17 protein-coding genes are annotated in these 20366 nt (G+C 72.6%); 2 read left to right on the plus strand and 15 right to left on the minus strand.

Annotation, left to right across the window (positions count from 1 at the left end; translation table 11 throughout):
- Positions 1-101 precede the first annotated feature (101 nt).
- The 5 genes from ABIA33_RS34970 to ABIA33_RS34990 all read right to left on the minus strand — a co-directional run bounded on the left by ABIA33_RS34970 (position 102) and on the right by ABIA33_RS34990 (position 4762).
- Complete coding sequence (locus tag ABIA33_RS34970) at positions 102-866, minus strand: enoyl-CoA hydratase/isomerase family protein (protein WP_370087664.1); 765 nt, start codon at positions 864-866, stop codon at positions 102-104.
- 278 nt (positions 867-1144) lie between these two features.
- Complete coding sequence (locus tag ABIA33_RS34975; protein WP_370087624.1) at positions 1145-1378, minus strand: helix-turn-helix domain-containing protein; 234 nt, start codon at positions 1376-1378, stop codon at positions 1145-1147.
- 338 nt (positions 1379-1716) lie between these two features.
- The gene (locus ABIA33_RS34980) at positions 1717-3315 is read right to left on the minus strand and encodes an ABC-F family ATP-binding cassette domain-containing protein (protein WP_370087626.1); all 1599 of its coding nucleotides are present in this window, start codon (positions 3313-3315) and stop codon (positions 1717-1719) included.
- Between the two features lie 243 nt (positions 3316-3558).
- Entirely contained in the window at positions 3559-4308 is a 750-nt protein-coding gene (locus tag ABIA33_RS34985; protein ID WP_370087628.1) for a hypothetical protein, read from the minus strand.
- 121 nt (positions 4309-4429) lie between these two features.
- Positions 4430-4762, minus strand: a complete 333-nt coding sequence (locus ABIA33_RS34990; RefSeq protein ID WP_370087630.1) for a YnfA family protein — start codon at positions 4760-4762, stop codon at positions 4430-4432.
- 101 nt (positions 4763-4863) lie between these two features.
- On the opposite strand from ABIA33_RS34990, the gene ABIA33_RS34995 reads away from it, so the two are divergent.
- Positions 4864-5880 carry a glycoside hydrolase family 26 protein gene (locus ABIA33_RS34995; protein WP_370087632.1) on the plus strand — a complete coding sequence of 339 codons (1017 nt, stop codon included), beginning with the start codon at positions 4864-4866 and terminating at the stop codon, positions 5878-5880.
- Between the two features lie 18 nt (positions 5881-5898).
- Here the strand turns inward: ABIA33_RS34995 and ABIA33_RS35000 are convergent, their stop codons facing one another.
- The 10 genes from ABIA33_RS35000 to ABIA33_RS35045 all read right to left on the minus strand — a co-directional run bounded on the left by ABIA33_RS35000 (position 5899) and on the right by ABIA33_RS35045 (position 19617).
- Positions 5899-7101 (minus strand): GNAT family N-acetyltransferase, encoded by a 1203-nt coding sequence (locus tag ABIA33_RS35000; RefSeq protein WP_370087634.1) that lies wholly within the window; start codon positions 7099-7101, stop codon positions 5899-5901.
- A complete protein-coding gene (locus tag ABIA33_RS35005) occupies positions 7098-7838 on the minus strand; it encodes a Wzz/FepE/Etk N-terminal domain-containing protein (protein WP_370087636.1) in 741 nt (246 codons plus the stop codon). Before ABIA33_RS35005 ends, ABIA33_RS35000 begins: the two co-directional genes overlap by 4 nt.
- Positions 7825-9150, minus strand: coding sequence for a glycosyltransferase (locus ABIA33_RS35010; protein ID WP_370087638.1), 1326 nt, complete (start codon positions 9148-9150; stop codon positions 7825-7827). The genes ABIA33_RS35005 and ABIA33_RS35010 overlap by 14 nt, the downstream gene beginning before the upstream one ends.
- Positions 9147-9974 (minus strand): polysaccharide deacetylase family protein, encoded by an 828-nt coding sequence (locus tag ABIA33_RS35015; protein ID WP_370087640.1) that lies wholly within the window; start codon positions 9972-9974, stop codon positions 9147-9149. Before ABIA33_RS35015 ends, ABIA33_RS35010 begins: the two co-directional genes overlap by 4 nt.
- Before the next feature lie 2 nt (positions 9975-9976).
- Positions 9977-11701 carry a murein biosynthesis integral membrane protein MurJ gene (murJ, locus tag ABIA33_RS35020; protein WP_370087642.1) on the minus strand — a complete coding sequence of 575 codons (1725 nt, stop codon included), beginning with the start codon at positions 11699-11701 and terminating at the stop codon, positions 9977-9979.
- Positions 11698-13200, minus strand: coding sequence for an O-antigen ligase family protein (locus ABIA33_RS35025; RefSeq protein WP_370087644.1), 1503 nt, complete (start codon positions 13198-13200; stop codon positions 11698-11700). The genes murJ and ABIA33_RS35025 overlap by 4 nt, the downstream gene beginning before the upstream one ends.
- Before the next feature lie 6 nt (positions 13201-13206).
- Positions 13207-14715 carry a sugar transferase gene (locus tag ABIA33_RS35030; RefSeq protein WP_370087646.1) on the minus strand — a complete coding sequence of 503 codons (1509 nt, stop codon included), beginning with the start codon at positions 14713-14715 and terminating at the stop codon, positions 13207-13209.
- A 195-nt stretch (positions 14716-14910) separates the two neighbouring features.
- Positions 14911-16095, minus strand: coding sequence for a glycosyltransferase (locus ABIA33_RS35035; RefSeq protein ID WP_370087648.1), 1185 nt, complete (start codon positions 16093-16095; stop codon positions 14911-14913).
- Positions 16096-16243: 148 nt separating this feature from the next.
- On the minus strand, positions 16244-18715 hold the full coding sequence (locus ABIA33_RS35040) for an MFS transporter (RefSeq protein WP_370087650.1): 2472 nt from the start codon (positions 18713-18715) through the stop codon (positions 16244-16246).
- A 197-nt stretch (positions 18716-18912) separates the two neighbouring features.
- The gene (locus ABIA33_RS35045; RefSeq protein ID WP_370087652.1) at positions 18913-19617 is read right to left on the minus strand and encodes a FadR/GntR family transcriptional regulator; all 705 of its coding nucleotides are present in this window, start codon (positions 19615-19617) and stop codon (positions 18913-18915) included.
- A 129-nt stretch (positions 19618-19746) separates the two neighbouring features.
- Between ABIA33_RS35045 and ABIA33_RS35050 the strand changes: the two genes are divergently transcribed.
- Entirely contained in the window at positions 19747-20286 is a 540-nt protein-coding gene (locus ABIA33_RS35050) for a gluconokinase (protein ID WP_370087654.1), read from the plus strand.
- The last annotated feature ends 80 nt before the right edge of the window (positions 20287-20366 follow it).

Below are 20366 nucleotides of genomic sequence, written 5' to 3' on the forward strand. Positions count from 1 at the left end.
CATATCACCGCAATCCTAGGGGAGCCCGCCGACACGCACACACCAGGCGCGTCGAACGGGTGAGCCCATCACCCCCGCCGCGGCTTACGACCTGGGGGTCGTTACTCCCCCAGGCCTGCGAGGTCGCGCAGCCGGCGCAGCTGCGCGGCGCGCTCGGCAGCGCACTGCTCCTCGTAGCTGCGCCCGGACGCGCCCTGCAGCAGCGCCTTGGTCTCGACCAGGGCGTCGCGCGGCGCGGCGAGCAGCGCGGCGGCGAGGTCGGCCGCGGCGGCGTCCAACTCGGCGGCCGGGACCGAGACATTGGCCAGCCCGATCCGGACCGCCTCCTCGGCGCCGACCCAGCGCCCGGTGCCGCAGATCTCCAGCGCGCGGGCCGGACCCACGAGGTCCACCAGAGGCTTCGTCCCGGCGAGGTCGGGGACCAGGCCGAGCGAGGTCTCACGCATCGCGAACCGCACGTCGTCGGCGCAGACCCGCAGGTCGCAGCCGAGCGCCAGCTGGAATCCGGCGCCCACCGCGTGGCCCTGGACCGCGGCGATGCTGAGCAGGTCGGGACGGCGCCACCAGGTGAACGCCTCCTGGTAGCCGGCGATGACGGAGTCGCCCTGGTCACCCTTGACGATCTCCACGAGCGGTAGCTCGCCGGGGATGCCTTCAGGCGTGAACGCGGCACGGTCGAGGCCGGCGGAGAAGGAGACCCCCTCCGCGCGCAGCAGCACCACACGGACACTGCCGGGGAGCGAGCGGCCGATCGCGGCGAGGGCGCGCCACATCGCGGGCGACTGGGCGTTGCGCCGCTCGGGTCGGCACAGCGTCACGGTGGCGGTGGCGCCGTCGGCGGCCAGCTCGAGGCGGACGCCCGCCATCTCCCACTCGGCGGGGTCGGCGCCGGGGCCGGAGCGCGTGGTGTGTGCGGACACGGGACTGGACACGGGTACCTCCGGCAGCGAATGGAGACGAAGCTACTGCAGAGTAACCGTCATGACGCGACGATCGGCGACCGGGTGGGAGGCCGTAGGACCGGCGCTCCCCCAGCCGCCGAAGCGTCAGGGTGGTTCAGGGTCGTGCGTTGAGGGTGTGCGACAGGCTGCTGTACCTGTCACGGCTGTGCGGGGTCAGGCTGTGCGGGTCGGGGCTTTGCGATTCAGGAGCTGGCCCCGGCGGTCGCCTTGGCCTTGCCGCGCGTGGCGCCACCACGACCGCGGAGGGAAACTCCGGACTCGCTGAGCATGCGGTGGACGAAACCGTAGGAACGGCCTGTCTCCTCCGCCAACGCGCGGATGCTCGCACCGGAGTCGTACTTCTTCTTCAGCTCGGTTGCGAGCTTCTCCCGTGCGGCACCAGTTACCCGGCTGCCCTTTTTCAGAGTCTCGGCCACCCGTGCCTCCTTGTAGCAGTGCTCTGTCGGAATCCCATGATCACCCATGGGTGGCCTCCTGGCCACCCATTCCGCAAGGTCCATATCCAAAATCCAGGCGTGAAGAGGCGCCTCCGCGCGTGGCACTCGCGCTCTCGGACCTGTTGCACGCCCCCGGCACCTGCCGGGAGCGGACGCGAAAATGCTGATCAGCAGCGGTGATTGGGCAATGCACGGGATTGCGAATGAGGAGAAAGAGAGGCCGTTCGCCCGATCCGGCGATGCTTCACACGATATGAACTCTTCTGGTCCAGATGCATGATCCGCCGCCTACTCCCCGGGCACGGAGAGCGACCGGATCAGGCCAGGGAGACCAGGTCCGCGTAGCCCTCGTTCCAGAGGTCCTCGATGCCGTCGGGCAGCAGGATGATCCGCTCCGGCTCCAGCGCGTACACCGCGCCCTCGTCGTGAGTGACCAGGACGACGGCTCCGTTGAAGGAACGCAGGGCGCCCAGGATCTCTTCCCGGCTGGCCGGGTCGAGGTTGTTGGTGGGCTCGTCGAGCAGCAGCACGTTCGCACTTGACACGACCAGCGTGGCCAGGGCCAGACGGGTCTTCTCGCCGCCGGAGAGCACGCCGGCGGGCTTGTCCACGTCGTCGCCGGAGAAGAGGAAGGAGCCGAGGATCTTACGGATCTCGACCAGGTCCATGTCCGGGGACGCCGAGCGCATGTTCTCCAGGATCGTGCGGTCGTTGTCCAGGGTGTCGTGTTCCTGGGCGTAGTACCCGATCTTGAGTCCGTGGCCGGGGACCACCTCGCCGGTGTCCGGCTGCTCCACGCCCGCGAGCATGCGCAGCAGCGTGGTCTTACCCGCGCCGTTCAGGCCCAGGACAACGACCTTGGAGCCCTTGTCGACGGCCAGATCGACATCCGTGAAGATCTCGAGTGAGCCGTAGGACTTGGACAGTCCGGAAGCGGTGAGCGGCGTCTTTCCGCAGGGGGCCGGGTCGGGGAAACGGAGCTTGGCGACACGGTCGTTCTGGCGTACCGCCTCAAGGCCGGAGAGAAGTTTCTCGGCGCGGCGGGCCATGTTCTGCGCGGCCACGGTCTTGGTCGCCTTGGCGCGCATCTTGTCGGCCTGCGAGTTCAGCTGCGAGGCCTTCTTCTCGGCGTTGGAACGCTCGCGCTTACGGCGCTTCTCATCGGCCTCGCGCTGCTGCTGGTACAGCCGCCAGCCCATGTTGTAGACGTCGATGCAGGTGCGGTTTGCGTCCAGGTAGAACACCTTGTTGACGACCGTCTCGACCAGGTTGATGTCGTGGGAGATCACGATGAATCCACCGCGGTAGGACTTGAGGTAGTCCCGCAGCCAGACGATGGAATCGGCGTCGAGGTGGTTGGTGGGCTCGTCGAGGAGCAGGGTGTCGGAGTCGGAGAAGAGGATCCGGGCTAGCTCGACGCGACGTCGCTGGCCACCCGAGAGGGTGTGCAGCGGCTGGGCGAGGATGCGGTCCGGCAGGCCCAGGCTGGCGGCGATGGTCGCGGCCTCTGCCTCGGCGGCGTAGCCGCCCTTGGTGAGGAACTCCGTCTCCAGCCGGGAGTACTTCTTCATGGCGTCCTCGCGGGTCGCACCCTTGCCGTTGGCCATCCGGTCCTCGGCGAGGCGCATCTTGCGCAGGACCGAGTCCAGATCGCGGGCGGAGAGGATGCGGTCGCTGGCGAGGACGTCCAGGTCGCCGGTGCGGGGGTCCTGCGGGAGGTAGCCGACCTGGCCGCTGGTGGTCACGGTGCCGCCGGCGGGGGTGCCCTCACCTGCGAGGACCTTGGTGAGGGTGGTTTTACCTGCGCCGTTGCGCCCGACCAGTCCGATGCGGTCGCCGGGGGCGACCCGGAAGCTCGCCGACTCGATGAGGATGCGGGCGCCGGCGCGCAGTTCGATGGCGTTGGCGGCAATCATGGTGAAGCTACTCCCGGGACGGCGTGGCGCTGGCGCGGGCCGTCGAGCGGGGCCCTGCTTGGGGTTGAGAGGCCCAGTCTACCGGGGGTCCGGGGGTTGCCTCCCGGGGTTTGGAGCCCGGGGGTCCGGGGGTTGCCTCCCGGAGGTTTGGAGCCCGGAGGTTTGGAGCCCGGGGGTCCGGGGGTTGCCCCCCGGAGGTTTGGAGCCCGGAGGATTGGAGCCCGGGGGGATTGGAGCTCGGGGTCAGAGGCCGGGGGTGGGGAGGGGGTGCCCGGTGGCGCGGTCGAGGGTCTCCGGGAGGAGCCGGGGGACGTCCCGGACGCCGACGCTGGTGGCGTCCGCCGAGACGGGCCGGGCGAGCGGGCTGGTGAGGGCCTGCCAGCGGCGGCCGTCGGGGCCGAAGGCGTCCACCGTGCTGCGCCGGTCGCAGGGACGGGCGAGGACCACCAGGTCGTCAACGGCCAGCGCCCGCGCGGGGTCGTAGGCGCAGCCGGGCGGCGGCAGGGTGTCGGCGCGGATCGCGCCGTCCTCGGTGCTGTACTCCACCACCAGTTGGGGTGTGAGCAGCAGGAACACCGCTCCGCCGTTCATGGGCGCGAGCAGAATCCCGCGCGACGCGGCCCCCGGCGCCTCGGACTCCTCGATCCAGTCGGCCAGCCCGGGGACGAAGCGGTGCCAGCGGACGGAAGGCGGCTCGGGTCGGATCCCGGTGAGCATGCCGTCGTCCCAGACCGCGACGGTGGTCCCGGCCAGCGGGAAGAGGTGCACCGGGACCCGGCCGGGGCGGCGGTAGGACCAGGCGGTCTGGCCGCTCCGGCGATCGTAGAGCTGGACGGTGTCGTCCGCGCCGCGCCGCAACGCGTCTGCGGAGGCCGCCCCCGCCGACCGGGTCACGACGGCGTCGCCGAACGGCGCAGGACGGTGGTCCCGGGCCGCGGCGCCCACGCCGACTGCGGCGAGGACGGCGAGGAGGGCGACGAGCGCGGTGCGCATGAGCACCACCGTAGGGCCTGGGCGGCAGCGAACCGCGGAACGCCGGATCCCGGCAGGTCGCGGAAACCCGTCGCCGGCGGAGAGGCCCTACGACCTGGGAAGCGACAGGGCCGGAACGGCCCTAGTTGCGGGGCTGATAGATGATCAGGGCGGCGCCGAGCAGGCAGACGGAGGCCCCGGCCAGATCCCAGCCGGTGGGGCGGAAACCGTCCACCAGGACGCCCCAGGCCAGCGAACCCGCGACGAACACCCCGCCGTAGGCCGCGAGCACCCGGCCGAACGAGGCGTCCGTCTGGAGGGCCGCGACGAAGCCGTAGGCCCCGAGGGCGAGCACCCCGGCGGCGGCGAACTGCCAGCCCCGGTGCTCCCTGACGGCCTGCCACACCAGCCAGCAGCCGCCGATCTCGGCGAAGGCCGCGAGTACGAACAAGAAGATCGAACGCGTCACTGTCACCTCGGCACGATATGACGGTTCCTCGGTGAATCCCGCACGCGGTCGGCTGTGTCCCACGAGGCTGGGCGGCGGGGAAGTGTCGGGAAGGAGAGGAGCACGGAATGGCGCGCCGCCGCAGGCTGACGGTGCTGGTACCTGCGCTGCTGTCGGCGCTGATCCTGACCACGGCGGTCGTCGGAGCGCTGCTGCTGCGGTCCCCCGCCGGGCCGGCCGACGCCGACGCCACTGCCGTGCCCGCCCACGCCGTTCCGTTCGGGGCCTTCCTCGGGTCGGACGAGTCCGACAGCGCGCAGCAGCAGCTTTCCGACTGGCTGCACGGCGCGCGGGTCCAGGTCGGGCACACCTACCTGCCCGGAAACCACTGGGCGGACATCGAGGGGAGCCCCGCCCTGCTCGGGCCGTGGGCGCGCTGGCGGGACGCCGCCCCGGACCGGCTGCTGGTGGTCGGCGTCCCGATGCTGGAGGACAACGAGGGTCACATCGGGGACGACCGGGTCCGCCTGCTGCTGCGACAGGGCGCGGAGGGGCACTACGACGCGCACTTCACCACCCTGGCCCGGCGCCTGGTCGCCCTCGGCGCCCCCGACGCCGTGCTCACGCTCGGCTGGGAGATGAACGGCACCACCTACACCGGGCGCTGCGGTCCGGACCCCGCCGCCTGGAAGGCGTACTGGCGCCGCATCGTCGGGGCGATGCGCGCGGTTCCCGGGCAGCGGTTCCGCTTCGAGTTCGCCCCGACCCGGGGTGCCGACGCCCATCCCTGGCCGGACTGCTATCCGGGCGATGACGTCACCGACGTCATCGGTATGGACAGCTACGACCTGGCCGGGTCCGACCCCTCGCGCGCGGCCCCCTTCGGCAGCTACGTGCACGAGCCGTACGGGCTGCTGGCGCAGGTCCGGTTCGCCGCCGACCACCACAAGCCGGTGTCCTACCCGGAGTGGGGCATGTTCGCCAGCGGCGACGATCCGGCGTTCGTCCAGGGGATGCTGCTCTGGGTCAGCACCCATGACACGCTCTACCAGACCGTCACGGACTACTGCCCGCACGGCGTGTGGCGCTGCACCGGCAACCCTCGGGCCAGCCTGGTGTTCCGCGAAGCACTCGCCGTTCGCTAGGCGGTCAGCGGGCGCCGGTCAGGCGCGGGTGGTCCGCTGGTCGGAGGACGCGCGGAGGTCACGCAGCCGGCGGCGTACCTCGGCGAGCCACGGCAGCCGGGAACGCAGCATGCGCAGGGCGCCGGCGCGCAGACGGATCGCCGCCCAGTGCAGGGCGACGGCCGGTCCGCCACCGAGCACCAGTCGCTCGTTGTACACCTGCTCGGGACGCCAACGTTGCTTGTAGGGCTCGTCCCCGCGCAGCAGACTGAGCTCGCGCCGGCCGGTGTCGGAGGCGTGCGCCGCGCTCTCGCGGAACAGCATCCCGGCGACGTCCACCCGCTCCCGCACGTCCGGCCGCAGGCCGTACATGTAGAGCGCGACCAGGTCGGCACTCTGCAGGAACAGGTCACAGGCGACAAGCTCGCCCTGGAGCCGGTACTCGCGTACGGCGGCACGGTCCGCGACGACCATCCGGGTGGCCGAGCGGCGCAGGTGGTCGGCGAAGCGCCGGCGCAGGTGCTCGGGGGTGACGCCGCGTCCGCGCCACTGGAGCTCGTGCAGGGCCAACAGGTCGGCGACGGCCTGCGCCACGTCCTCGGCGGGGACGAGCCGGGTCTCGACTCCGACCGCCTCCAGCCTGCGCAGCTTGACCCGGGTGCGCTGGGCGGTGCGTCCCGGCAGCCGGGCCAGCAGTTGGTCCATCGGAACGCCGGGAAGGTGCTGGCACAGGGAGTCCGGCACCCGGCGGAGCGCACCCGGCCAGTGGGGGGCGAGGCGGTGCGCGGCCGCCGTCGGGCGCAATTCGCGCAGGTCCAGTGCGGCCCACGGCCGGTTCAGCCGCAGATCGCCGGCGAGGGCGTGGGCGAGCACCGGGGCGACCTGCTCGGCGTACGCGTCGTCCAGCAGGACGTCGAGGAAGTCGGTGAGGCCGACCCCGATCGGCGTCAGCAGCGGCAGCACGCGTCGGCGCAGCATCAGGGGTGCCACCGCGACCAGCCGCCCGTCCTGACGGACCGTCACCACCCGGAGCCGACCCCGCTGTCCGTAGGAGCGCCACCAGGAGGCGAGCCAGGCGTGGGTCTGGAAGGGTGTGGCCGCGGAGCAGCGGTCCACGAGGGCGTCCCACTCCTCGGCCAGAGCTTCGAGAGCGGTGAGGTCGCGGACGACCTCCACGACGGCGGCGGCCCGGGCGGTCGGCAGCGCGGCGGACGGAGCCGGGTGCGACGGAGCCGGGGTCATCGACGACCCTGCGCCGCGCCGTGCCGGGCTCTGCGGGCCGTCCCGGCCGTCTCCTCCGCCGTGACGGCCGCCTCAGCCGCGGGCACCGGCTCGACCTGGACGTCCTCGCCGATGCCGCCCTCGGAGCCGCGGTCGTCGGAACGCGGCGGCGGCACGGCCGCCGGAGCGCCGCCGCCGGCTCGGGCCTGACTGGCCATCACGCCGAGTCCGCCGACCAGCAGGCCCGCCGCCGCACCCACGGCGAGGTCGAGGGAGCGGGACGGGGAGCTCGGCGCGTCCGGCTGCGCCGCGGAGGCGAAGGTCATCAGCTTCACCCTGGTCTGTGCCGAGCCCGCGTCCCCGAAGGACACCAGCGAACGGGCGACGGCGTTGGCCTCCTGGGCCGCCGTCGCCGCGGTGCCGGCCGTGCCGGTGATCTGGATCATCGGGGCGTCGGGCGAGGTCACCGCCTGCACCAGCGGCGTGAGCCGGGCGATCGGCACCCCGGTACCGGCGGCCGCGTTCAGCAGGATCTCCGGCTGGGCGATGACCCTGCCGTACGCCTGGGCGAAGTTGACGGCGGTGGCACTGTCGGCACCGGCCTCCGGCACCACCATCACGTAGGCGTTGGCCTGGTACTGCACCGGGGCGACCAGCGCGTAGGCGCCGCCGCAGACGGCACCCAGCGGGACGGCGGCCACGATGGGCCAGCAGCGGCGAAGCAGGCTGCCTGCGGCGGTACGGCTACTGTCGGACATGGTGGGAATCCTCTGGAACGGGCCCTGCTGCGGGCTTCGGTACGGACTTTGATGCGGACCTCGGTGTGGACCTTGGTGTGGACTTCGAAGTGGACTTCGATGCGGCTTTCAGCACAGGCTCCGGCTCGGGAGTCGGCCCGGGAGTCGGCCCGGAGGCGGGCCCGGGGTCCGGCGCACGGAGGTGGCGCGCGGCACCGCCGACCTGCTCGTAGAAGTCGGAGACCTGCAGGGCGAGCCGCGAGATGTCGTAGTGCCTGACCGCCTCGGGCTGCGGCAACGGAACCGGACGAGCGGCGCTGAGCGCGCTCAGCGCGGCGGCGTAGGCCCCCGGATCTGAGCGGGTCCGGCGGGCGCCCGGGGCGGCGTCGGGCGGCAGCTCGGCGAGTGCGGGGCCCGAGGACCAGCAGACGGGCAGCCCGGCTGCGAGCGCCTCCAGCAACGCCAGGCCGAAGGTCTCCACGGTCGACGGCGCACCGAGCGCGTCCATGGCGGTGAGCAGCTCCGGCACGTCGTCGCGCTCGCCGGCGAGGATCACCCGCTCGGCGACCCCGGCATCCCGCGCCCGTCGCGCGAGCACGGCGCGCTCGCTGCCGTCGCCGACCAGCAGCAGCCATGGCGGGCGCCCCACCGGGGGCCTGGCGAGCATCAGCGCCAGGGCATCCACCAGCACATCGAAGCGCTTGCCCGACACCAGCCGCCCCAACCCGCCGATGACGAAGGCGTCCTGGGGCAGGCCCAGCTCCGCGCGGACGGTCTGGCGGGTGGCGGCGCGGGTCGGCGCGGGCTGCGTGAACCGGGCGGCGTCCACGCCGTTGGGGATCACCAGGGTCCGATCCGCCGGGACACCCCAGTCGGCCAGGCGGTCGGCCACCGCGCCGGAGACTGCGACAGTACTGCGGCCCAGTCGTTCCGTGGCCAGGTACAGGGCGCGAATGCCCGGGGTGATCCTGCGTCCCTCCAGGGTCTCGGCGAGCAGCGAGTGCTCCGTCGCGACGACCGCCCGGACCCCGGCGAGGCGCGCGGCGATGCGCCCGTAGACGCACGCGCGGTAGAGGTGGCAGTGCACCACGTCGTAGCGGCCGTGCCGGATCAGCCCCACCAGCCGGGGCAGCGCCGCCAGGTCGCGGTTGCCGCGCATGCCCAGGTCGATGACCCGGACCCCGTCCGCACGCATGCCCTGCGCTACGGAGCCCGGATTCTCCAGCGTGACCACTTCGCACTGGTGCTGCGGCGGCAGATGCCGCAGCAGCAGCCGCAGTTGCTGCTCCGCGCCGCCCGCGGCCAGACCCGTGATGATGTGCAGGACCTTCACGCCGGACTCCTTCGATTGTGATCCGTACGGGTGCGCAGGCCGCGCAGCTGGTGCCGGGCGCGCTTCGCGTGCAGCCGCCAGCCGGTGTCCCGCTCGCCCACGAAGGAGCGCGGGAGGGCCCAACGGCCGGTCAGAGCCCCGTGCCCGATGGCGACGGCGTAGTCGTAGCCGCTGTTGCGCACCGAGGCCAGGGCCGGCGCGTCCAGCGCTCCGTAGGGGTAGCAGAATCCGCTGACGGGCCGCCCGGCGATCTCCTCCAGGAGCTCGCGGCTGCGCCGGGTCTCCTGCTCCAGCTCGTCCGGGCCGAGGCCGACCAGGGACCGGTGCAGCAGACCGTGCGAGCCGATCTCCACCCCGGACCCGGCCAGTTGCCTGAGCTGGTCCGGCGTCAGCAACGGCTTCCTGGGGCCGTCCGCGTCCCAGCAGTTGTGCCCGCCGAGACGGCCGGCGACGACGAAGGCCGTGGCGGTGAATCCGCAGCGGTCGAGCACCGGCAGGACCTCACGGGAGAGGTCGGCATAGCCGTCGTCGAAGGTGAGACCGACGAGTCCGGCGGCAGTGCCCGCGCCGTGCGCCCGCAGCAACTCGCTTATCGCGACCCCTCGCAGACCCCTTCGGCGCAGCCACGCCATCTGGCCGGCGAACCGCTCCGGGGTGATGGTGACCTGGTGGGGGTCCTCCTGGTAGGCGTCCACGGAGTGGTACATCAACGTCCAGGGCGCCGCGCGCGGACGGACCTCGCGCACGTCGTCGCGCGGCTCCTGCCGGTCCTCCCGGTCCATCTGGTCCATCTGGTCCATCTGGTGCAGTGGTTCAGCGACCACGGTCACACTCCCCTTCGTGTGTGCCGGCCACGGCTCCGTGACCGAGCAGTGAGCACCGCCAGCGGCGCGGTCACCGCCGGCGCCCGGACGGCGGCGGCTGTGAGGACGAACGCGGTCAGTCCGGCCGCTCCGCCAAGCAGAACGGCCGGCAGGGGCCGCGACCCGGCCAGCGCGGCGGCGGAGGCAGAGGCGAGGGTCGCCACGCCTGCGGCGACCAGCAGCTGGGCCTGCCCGAGCAGGACTGCGGGCAGCGGGAGCGCCACGCCCCGCATCCGCAGTCCCACCAGCAGAAGCACCGCGCTGAGGCTGATCCCGGTGGCGTTGGCCGCGGCGAGCCCCAGCGCTCCGTAGCGCGGTGCGCTGGTCGCCCCCAGGACACCGGTGACGACCAGCCCCAGGCTCATGGCGGCGAGCGGGAACCAGTCGCTTCGGTCCTGCCGCCGGGTCTCGGCCGGTCCGAAGGCCACGGCCGGGCGGGTCGAGAAGAAGGGCCGGACCAGAGCTCCGACCATGGCCTGTCCAAGCAGCCCGAGGCTGTAGACGCGCATCACCGAGGCGGTGGCTGCGGTGTCCTGCGCGGTGAACGCTCCGCGCTGGAACAGCAGCGCGACGATCTGCGGCGCGCAGGCCAGCAGCACGGACGTACCGGCCAGCACCAGCGCCCCGATCAGGCCGAGGTCCTTCTCGACCCGCTGCCGGGCCGTCTCCAGGTCCCCCTCGGCGAGCGCGCGGGCGACCACCGGGAAGGTCACCGTGCACACCATCGCGCCCAGCGTCATCGCCATCTGGGCGACCTTCTCGGCGTAGTTGAGGTGGGAGATGGTGCCGGGGGTGAGCGACGAGGCCAGAAACCGCTCGACGAAGACCTGCGCCTGCCGGGTGAGGGTGAACAGCGCGATCGGCAGCAACGCCAGCGGGCTCACGACCAGGGCCGGACCCACCCGTCCGCGCCCGCTGCGCCGACGGGCCGTCAGCCCGGCGCAGCCGCGAACGAAGGGCGGCAGCAGGACCGCCGTCATCAGCACGCTGCCCAGGGCGACGCCGCCGGCTGCGGCCCGCACGCCGAGGCTGCCGTGCAGCAGCACCATGACCGTGAGGATGCCGGTGTTGTAGGCGATGTAGACGGCGCCGGGGGCGGTGAAGCGCTGGTGGGCGCGGAGTCCGGCGCTGAAGTAGCCGGTGAGGCCGAAGGGGAGCACGGTGAGCGCGGTCAGCCGGGTGCAGACCACGGCGAGGCCGGGATCGGCCAGACCCGGCGCGAGGAGGTGGACCAGCAGCGGAGCGCCGAGGACCGCTCCGGCGGCGAGGGCTGAGAGGAGCAGGGCCAGCGGGGGCAGGGTCGCCGCGACCAGATCGCGGACCGGGTCCCCGGGCGCGGCGGCACGCCGGCCGGCGCGCGGCGCGCGACGCCGATCGGTGCGCGGGGCTGTGTCCGGAGAGGCGGCGGCGTCCGTCCGGGCGGCCAGGGCGAGGCTGAACGCGGGGACCATGAGAAACGCCATGGCGTCCTCGATCAGCAACGGCGCGGCGGTCTCCGGAACGGTCCAGGACACCAGAAAGGCGTCGGTGCCCTGTGAGGCGCCGTAGAACCGGGCCAGCAGCAGGTCCCTGAGCAGGCCGAGCAGCGAGCCGCCCGCGCCGAGCAGCGCGGTGATCCCGAACGCGCGGGCCAGGAAGGCGCGGGTCGGACGGCGGGACGCGGTGGGCCGAGGGGCGATGAGCGTCACGGCGCGACGCCCTCCGGCGGCTTCGACCGGACAGGCCCCGGCCGTGGCCCCGGCGTGATCGGGCTCGGGCCCGGCGCCCCGTGGGCGGCGAGGCCGAGGACCACGGAGACCAGGACGGTCGTGGTACCGCCGATGTCCGCGTAGAGGAAGTCGACGAGCTGCCACACCAGCAGACCGAGCAGAGCCGCGCCGAGCCCGGCCCCGAATGCAGCGTGCGGACGTCCGGACGAGCGGTGGTGCGACCTGCCGCGGGTCTGCCGGACGGTGCCGAGCAGCAGCGCCAGGAAGAGGGCGGCGAAGGCGGTGAGCCCGACCAGGCCCTCCTCGCTCAGGATCAGCAGGTACATGTTGTGCGGGGACAGCAGCGGCTCGCGGGCGAAGCCGGCGCCGGCGCCCGCGGTGTCGCTCCCCGAGGAGAGGCGCAGCGGCGCGTGGGCGTCGCGGAACTGCGGGAACTCCTTGGGACCGACGCCGGTGGCCGGATGGTCGCGCCAGATGCTCGCCGCCGTGGCCCAGAGGTCGTAGCGATCGCTGACCGAGTGGTCGGGCGCGCCGGCCACCGAGGCGATGCTGTCCAGGCGAGCGGTGACTCCCGCGCCGCCGACCCCGAGACCGCCGACCAGGACCACGGCGGCGGCAGCCGTGAACAGCGCTCCGCGCAGCGCCAGCCGCACGTCCGTGAGCACCAGCGCGACGGTGACGGCGCAGCCGGTCGCGATCCAGCTGCCCCGGCTGAAGGACAGCGCCAGCGGCAGCACCAGCGCCGCCGACACCAGGCCGAGGCACCGGGCCGCCCTGCGCCGGCCTGCGGCCCTCGCCTCCAGCGCGAGGCCGAGGGCGGCCAGCAGCCCATAGCTGACCACGGTGGACATCGCCATCACGTCCTGCGCGCCGAAGGTACCGACAGCGCGCACCGTGCCGCCCTCGTAGGAGGCGCCGGTACGGGTCAGGTACTGCTCGACGCCGATCGCGCCCTCGATCAGGGCGGCGCCGACCAGCGCGCCGAGGAGCAGGCCCAGGTCGCGCCGGTCACGCAGGCTGAGCAACACCGCGACGGGCACCAGCACGAACACCTGGGTGAGGCGGACGAAGCCGGAGAGGCTCTGTGCCGGGTCCTGGGAGGCGATGGAGGCGACGGCCACGGCCACGAGTACCAGCGAGAACAGCACCGCGGTCGGTACCGGCAGCAGGCTGCCCGCGCCGCTGCGCAACGCGACGGCGCTGCGCCAGACGCAGAGGGCGACCAGGCCGAGGGACGCCACGTCGGCGGGCGTGACATGGACGGCGGCGGTGACGTCCTGCTTGCCGAGGGGGACGCAGACGAGCAGTACCGTCAGGGCAGCGAGAGCGCTGGGCCTCCGCAGCAGTTCGCGGAGTCCGAGCCGGAAGACGGACCACGCTCGTGGCCGCGCTCCGGACTGCGGTCCGGACTGCGGTCCGGCCTGCGCGTCTGCGGGCGCGTCTGTCGGCGCATGTGTCGGCGCACTGAGCAGGGTCACCGGTCATCAGCTCCCGTCGGAGTGGAGCACCGAGGCGACCGTCCGCAGCAGGATCTTGACGTCCTGCCAGAGACTCCAGCTCTCGATGTAGTAGTTGTCGAAGCGGGTCCTGTCCTCGATGGAGGTGTCCCCGCGCAGGCCGTTGACCTGGGCGAATCCGGTGATCCCGACGGGCACCCGGTGGCGGTCCCGGTAGCGTGGGTACGCCTGGGCGAAGCGGGTGACGAAGTACGGCCGTTCCGGGCGCGGTCCGACCAGGCTCATGTCGCCGCGCAGCACGTTCCACAGCTGCGGTAGCTCGTCCAGCGAGGTGCGGCGCAGGAACCGGCCGATCCGGCCCATCCGGTGGTCCTGCGAGATGTTCCAGCGGGTGGCGGACTCCCGCTCGTCGGCGGGGCGCAGGGTCCGGAACTTCAGCACGGTGAAGGGTCTGCCGTCGAGGCCGACCCGTTCCTGACGGAAGATCACTCCCGGGCCGCCGTCGATCCGTACGGCCAGCGCGCAGGCGGCCAGGGCCGGCGCCGCCAACAGCAGGCCGACGCCAGCGAGGGTCGCGTCGACGGCGCGCTTCACCGCCCAGGACGGCCGGCGCATCGCGCTGCGGCCGAGGCGCAGGCAGGGGAATCCCCACAGGTGGTCACCGGTGGCGCTGCGGCGGTTTCCGTACTCGAAGGCGCCGAACTCGGGGAAGCCGGGGACGAACCACACGTCGCAGCCATGGCCGGCACTGGTGCGCAAGGTCTGCGCGATCTCGGCGTCGTCGGCGCCGCCCGAGGTGAGGATGACGTCGCGGATGCCCTGGGTGGGAATGGCCAGGTCGAGGACGGCTGGGCCGCCGAGGACCGGGACGGCGGAGTCCGCCGGGAGGAAGATCGGGTCCGGGTCGACATAGCCGACCGGTCGCAGTCCGTACTCCGGATGGTCGAGCAGGGCGGCGGCGACGCGTTGGCCGACATGTCCGGCGCCGGCGACCAGAGTGGGGCGCGGGTGCCGCCGCCGGCGGCGGCGGACCACGGCGTAGACGACGGTGCGGCCGAGGGCGTCCAGGGTGAGCTGGCCCATCATCAGGCTGAGCAGCAGACGGGGGTCGGCGGGGACCGCGGAGAGCCAGGGCCCCTGCAGGCTGCGGTCGAACGCCAGGGCGACGGCCACGGCGACGGCTGCGCGGGCGGCCAGGGACGGCAGTTCGTCCAGGACGGAGGGGGCGAGTCGGAGCCGGTAGAGGCCGCCGGAGGAGTTGAGCAGCACCAGCACGGGGAGGATGCCGCAGGCCGCCCACAGCGCGCGCGGCAGGTCGCCGGCGCCGAGCGCGGCGAGCGCCGCCAGCGCCGCGAGTACGTCCACTGCCAGCAGCACGGCCGGGGTTCCGGCTCCTACGCTGCGGACCCGAGCGGGCCGGGTGACCAGGGAGCTCTCCATCGGCGGCGCCGGCGAGGGGAATTGGGCCACCCCTCTGGTTCTGGGGCCGGGCGAACCGCCGGGGCGCGGCAGTTCGTCGTTGTCGATGGTGGTCATCCGCGCACGTACTCCTCTGCTGTGTGCCCGTGATCCGGGACCCTCCCGAAGCCTGGGCTCGGTCGAGGTAGCACCTGCCGCCACATTCGGCACTTCGACCCGAGTGCGACAAAAGGAATGAAGCAGGCAAATACGACAGTACAGAATTCTCTCAGGCTATTTCTCAGCCGACGTGCTCATTCACACTGATGACCATTAGTCAGATTTTCTTGAGGTCATTCTCTCGGGTGATCCCGAGAACACGGGTGCGGGAATATGCCGCTCTCTCAGGACGTCCTGGTAAACCGCCGCCACTTTCGCAAGCGTGTCCTGAACGTCGTAGTGCTCCGCCATCCGCGCCCGGGCGCGGGCCCCCGCAGCGAGGCAGGCCACAGGGTCGGCCAGGCGGGCGACCAGTGCCTCGCGCAGGGCGCCCGGATCGTCGACCGGGACCAGTTCCTCGCCCGGCTCCAGGCACTCGCGGGCGCCCGCGACCTCGGTCAGCAGCACCGGGCAGCCGCAGGCCATGGCCTCAAGCGGTACCAATGCCATGCCCTCCCAGCGGGAGGGCAGCACCAGCAGGTCGGCTGCGGCATACCAGTCGCGGGGGTCCTCGGCCGGGCCGGCGAAGTGCACGCTGCCCGGTTCCGGCAGGGTCGCCGCGAGCGCCTCCAGCCCGGCGCGGTCGGGACCGTCCCCGACCAGCACAAGTCTCGCTCCGGGGACCCGGGGCGGAATTCCGGACCAGGCGCGGAGCAGCACGTCCTGGCCCTTCTGGCGGCAGAGCCGGCCGACGCAGACCGCAAGCGGGCCTTCGCCCCGAGCGCCGTCAGAGCCCTTGTCCGCTTCCCAACCCAGGATGTCTCGCGCCTGCTCCTGCAGCGGCAGCCGGACCGGATCGAAGCGGTCCAGGTCGACGCCGTTGCGGGCCAGCGCCCAACTCCCGCGCAGTCCTGCGGACTTGCCCTCGGCGCGTTCCTCCTCACTCACGCAGAGCAGCCGGTCGGCCCATCTGGTCGCCCAACGCTCCCAACCCCGGGCGGCCATCGCCGGCACCCCGTTCACTGCGGCGAAGGACCAGGCGTGCGGCTGGAACACGGTGGGGAGGACCGCCCGTACGGCCAGGCGGCCGGCCAACCCCGCCTTGGCGCTGTGCAGATGGAGCAACTGCGGGCGGCACTCGGCCACCAGCCGGCGCAGCGCCGAGACCTCGCCCGGCAGGCCGAACCCCGGTGCGCGCACCGCCGCCCACGGCAGCACCGAAGCGCCCACCGCTTCGGCGGCGGCAGCCAACGGCCCCCCGTCGGGGCAGGCCAGAAGGACCCGGTGGCCGTCCGCCACCTGCCCCCGAAGCAGGTCGACGACGACGCGGGCGACACCGCCGTCGACCGGTTGGGACACATGAAGAATCGTCAGGGGCACGACGCGCAACCTATGGTCCCGGACCCTGTCGCCGCCCACCCCGTCACCCGACCGAAGGAGGAACTCCACTCGGGTGAGTGAGCTTTGCTCCCCGGCCGTAACCCCTGCCCGGGAGGAACTTTGACGCTCAGTCGTCCAGACGGTGGGACAGGTGCAGGTCCCGCTCGGTGTGGCCGTCCTCGAGCCGGAGGGCGGTCGCGACGGGCGGATAGCCGCTGGCGATCACGGTGTACTCCCCCGGTTCCAGATCGGTGAAGCGGAACTGGCCGTCGGCGCCGGTGGTCGCGGCGGCCACCACCGTTCCCGAGGAGTCCAGCAGGGTCACCCGGGCGTCGGTGACCGGCTGGCCACCGGCGGTGCGCACGGTGCCGCGGAGCGTGCCGCTGCCCGTCATCGCGACGTCCTGGCGGGTCTCCCCGCTGGCCGCGACCTCGACGGCGAGGGCCGTCGGGCGGTAGGCGCGGGCGCTCACCGCGAGGGTGTAGCGACCGCAGACCAGGTCCCGGAAGTGGTACTCGCCGTCAGCGTCGGCGTGCGTGCTCGCGGTGACCTCGCCGCGCGCGTCCGTGAGCGTCACCGTGGCGTCGGGCACCGGCGCGCCCTCCGCGCTGCGGACCGCGCCGGAGAGCCGCCCGGTGCCGCCGAGGACCACATCGAGATCAACCGGGCGGCTCCCCACGGTCACGGTCACCGCCTGCGGCTGATGGCCGGGGGCCGCGGCGATCAGCACGTAGTTGCCGCCCCTGGGAGCGGCCAGCGCCCAACGCCCGTCCTGGCCACTGCCGGTGCGGGCGACCTGGCGTCCTTCCATGTCGATCAGGGTGAGCACGGCGCGCGGCACGCCGACCCGGTCGGGCTCCAGGACCGCGCCGCTGACGCGCGTTCCGGCCGGACCGGCGGAGGTCGCCTGCTGCGGCAGGTCGACGGCGGGCGCGCCGACCGCTTCGTCGGCGCGTTCTTCACTTCCGGCCTGCGAGGCAGCGTGGGTGACCAAGGGTTTCTCCTTGAGCAGGAAGGCGAGCAGGAAGCCCAGCACCAGGACCGGTACCAGGTAGAGGAACACCCGCGGCATCGCCGCCGCGAAGGAGTCGACATAGGCCAGCCGCAGCGGCGCGGGCAGGGCGCGGACCAGCTGCGGGGTGATCGAGTCGGTCGGCGGCGCGGCGCCGGTGTGCGGGAGCCGTTCCGAGAGCTGGTGCGTCAGGCGGGAGTTGAACAGGGTACCGAAGACCGCCGCGCCGATCGACCCACCGATCTGCCGCAGGTAGTTGTTCGCCGAGGTGGCCGCGCCCAGGTCGCCCGGCGCCACCGAGTTCTGCACCGCGAGCACCAGGACCGGGAGCACCAGGCCGACCCCGAGCCCGAGTACCGCCATGGCGACGCTCTGCACCAGGTAGGAGCTGTGCGCGTCCAGCCGTCCGAGCAGGGCCATGCCCACGGTGGACAGTGCTCCGCCGACGATCGGGTAGACCTTGTAGCGACCGGTCCGGCTGATCAACTGCCCCGACCCGATGGACGCGACGACGATCCCGCCCATCATCGGCAGCATCTTCAGCCCCGAGGCGGTGGCCGTCGCTCCGTCCACCATCTGCAGGAAGCTCGGGAGATAGCTGGCCGCGCCGAACAGGGCGACCCCGACCACGACGCCGATGGCGCCGGAAACGTTGAACACACTGTCCCGGAACAGCCGCAACGGGATGACCGGCTCCACTGCGTGGCGCTCGACCAGCGAGAACAGCAGCAGGGCGAGGACCGCGCCGCCGATCAGACCGAGGATGACGGGCGAGAGCCAGGGGTACTGGCTGCCGCCCCAACTCGTGGCCAGCACCAGGCAGGTGCCGACGGTGGCGAGCAGCACCGCACCGGCGACGTCCAGCCGGGGCCGGCGGGTGCCTCGGTTCCCGGTACGGCGCGGGGGCTTCAGCACCAGGGCGGTGACGACGAGGGCGGCGAGCCCGAGCGGGATGTTGACGTAGAAGCACCAGCGCCAGCCCGGACCGTCGGTGAACCAGCCGCCGAGCAGCGGACCTGCCACCGAGGAGAGCCCGAAGACGGCACCGATCAGGCCCATGTAGCGACCCCGGTCGCGGGGCGACACGACGTCCGCGATGATCGCCTGGACGCCGATCATCAGCCCGCCGCCGCCGATGCCCTGGACCGCGCGGAAGGCGATCAGCTCGCCCATGCTGTGCGACCAGCCGGCGAGGGCGGAGCCCACCAGGAAGACGACGATGGCGAACTGGAACACCGGCTTGCGGCCGAGCAGGTCACCGAGCTTCCCGTAGACCGGCAGGCCTACGGTGGAGGCCAGCAGGTAGGCGGTGACGACCCACGACATGTGCTGCAGGCCGTGCAGCTCGCCGACGATCCGGGGCAGCGCGGTGGCGACGATGGTCTGGTCGAGAGCGGCGAGCAGCAGGGCCAGCATCAACCCGGCGAAGACCAGCCGGAGCTGGCGCGGCGTCAGGCCGGTCTCTGACTGCGGTGCTGAGGATCGCGGCGCTGAGGACTGCGGCGCTGAGGACTGCGGCGCTGGGGGTGCGGGGGCGGCGGGTGAGGGCGCTGCCAGGGCCGTCCGGCCCGCGTCGGTCACGGACATGACTCGGATCATTGCAGTGCACACGCACCACCCTCGAACCGGTCATACCATCGACCGGCGGTTTGACGACAGTGGCAAATGGGTCGACAAATGGCCGCAGCCAGCAGAAATGTGGCGCCAAGTCGATAAATCCCGAAACACGACGCAATGATCTCGCCGAAGAATTCACCCCTCCGGAAAGTCACCCGCACGTACGTTCATTTGGATGCGCCCAGCGTGGGCGCCAACTCCTCCAGCGCGCCCGTCACGATCGCCCGCATCGCCTGCTCGGCCCGCTCCGGATCCTGGGCGCAGATCGCCTCGGCGACCTCCCGGTGCAGGGCCACCGCATACGGCGCGGGGTGGTGCGGCATCAGCTTGTGTTCGGTGCGCCCGGTGAGCACCGCGCCGACCGCGTCCGACAGGTGCGCGAACATCTCGTTCCCCGACGCCCGCAGCACCAGCGCGTGGAAGGCGATGTCGTGCCCGAGGAACACCTCCAGGTCGCCGCTGCGAGCCGTCACGGTCAGCTCCACCGCCAGGGCGCTGAGCTCGCGGCACTGGTCCGCCGTCGCCAGACCGGCAGCCATGGCTGCGGCCACCGGCTCGACCGCGACCCGCAGCCCGCCCAGCGAGCTCAGCTGGGCCGGCCGGTCCGCCCCCTCCAGTCGCCAGCGGATCACCAGCGGGTCGAACACGTCCCATGCCTCGCGCGGCTGCACCGTGGTGCCCACCCGGCGGCGCGAGGCGACCAGCCGCATCGCCTCCAGCACCCGGATCGCCTCGCGCACGACCGTCCGGGAGACGCCGTAGCGGGACTCCAACTCCTCGCTGCGCAGCACCGCGCCCTCCGGGATCTCACCCGAGGCGATGGCCGGACCGAGGTCCGCGAGAAGCCGCCCGTGCAGGCCCTGGATCTCCATGGGCCCAGGGTACGGGGACTCTCCAGATCACACTGATATGACGATTGGGTATCGACGCCTTGAATAAGTCATACCTTTGGAGTCATAGTGGCTCCACCCGGGCCTGGACCACCGTCAGGAGCACCAGTCATGGCTCTCAACGCCGAGAACCACGTCAAGTCCGCCGCACACCCCTGCGTCGTCGTGATGGGCGTCTCCGGCGTCGGCAAGACCACCGTCGCGCGGCTGCTCGCCACCAGGCTCGACCTCCCCTACGCCGAGGCCGACGACTTCCACTCGCCGGCCAACATCGCCAAGATGACGGCCGGGAAGCCGCTGGACGACGCCGACCGCCTCCCCTGGCTGGAGGCCCTCGGCGGCTGGCTCACCCGGCTCCGGGAGGGCGGCACCGGCGGCGTGGTCACCTGCTCCGCCCTCAAGCGCAGCTACCGCGACATCCTGCGGGCCGCCTGCCCGGACGTCTGGTTCCTGCACCTGGTCGGCAGCCACGACCTGGTCGCGGACCGGATCGGCCACCGCAGCGGGCACTTCATGCCCGTCTCGCTGCTCGACTCGCAGTTCGCGGTGCTGGAGCCGCTGGCGCAGGACGAGCGCGGCATCGTCCTGGACGTCGGCCCCGCCCCCGAGCAGCTCGTCGACGCGGCGGTCCGGGCCCTAGGAGGGTGCTGAAGATCTAGGCCGGATCAGGGAGCGGCGTCATGCGGCTTCGATTGCAAGGCGGAGGAGGGAGCCAACCGTGGTTGGTTGGC

Origin of the sequence: Streptacidiphilus sp. MAP12-16 (assembly GCF_041262165.1) — a bacterium.
In the GTDB taxonomy this organism is placed as follows: Bacteria; Actinomycetota; Actinomycetes; order Streptomycetales; family Streptomycetaceae; genus Streptacidiphilus.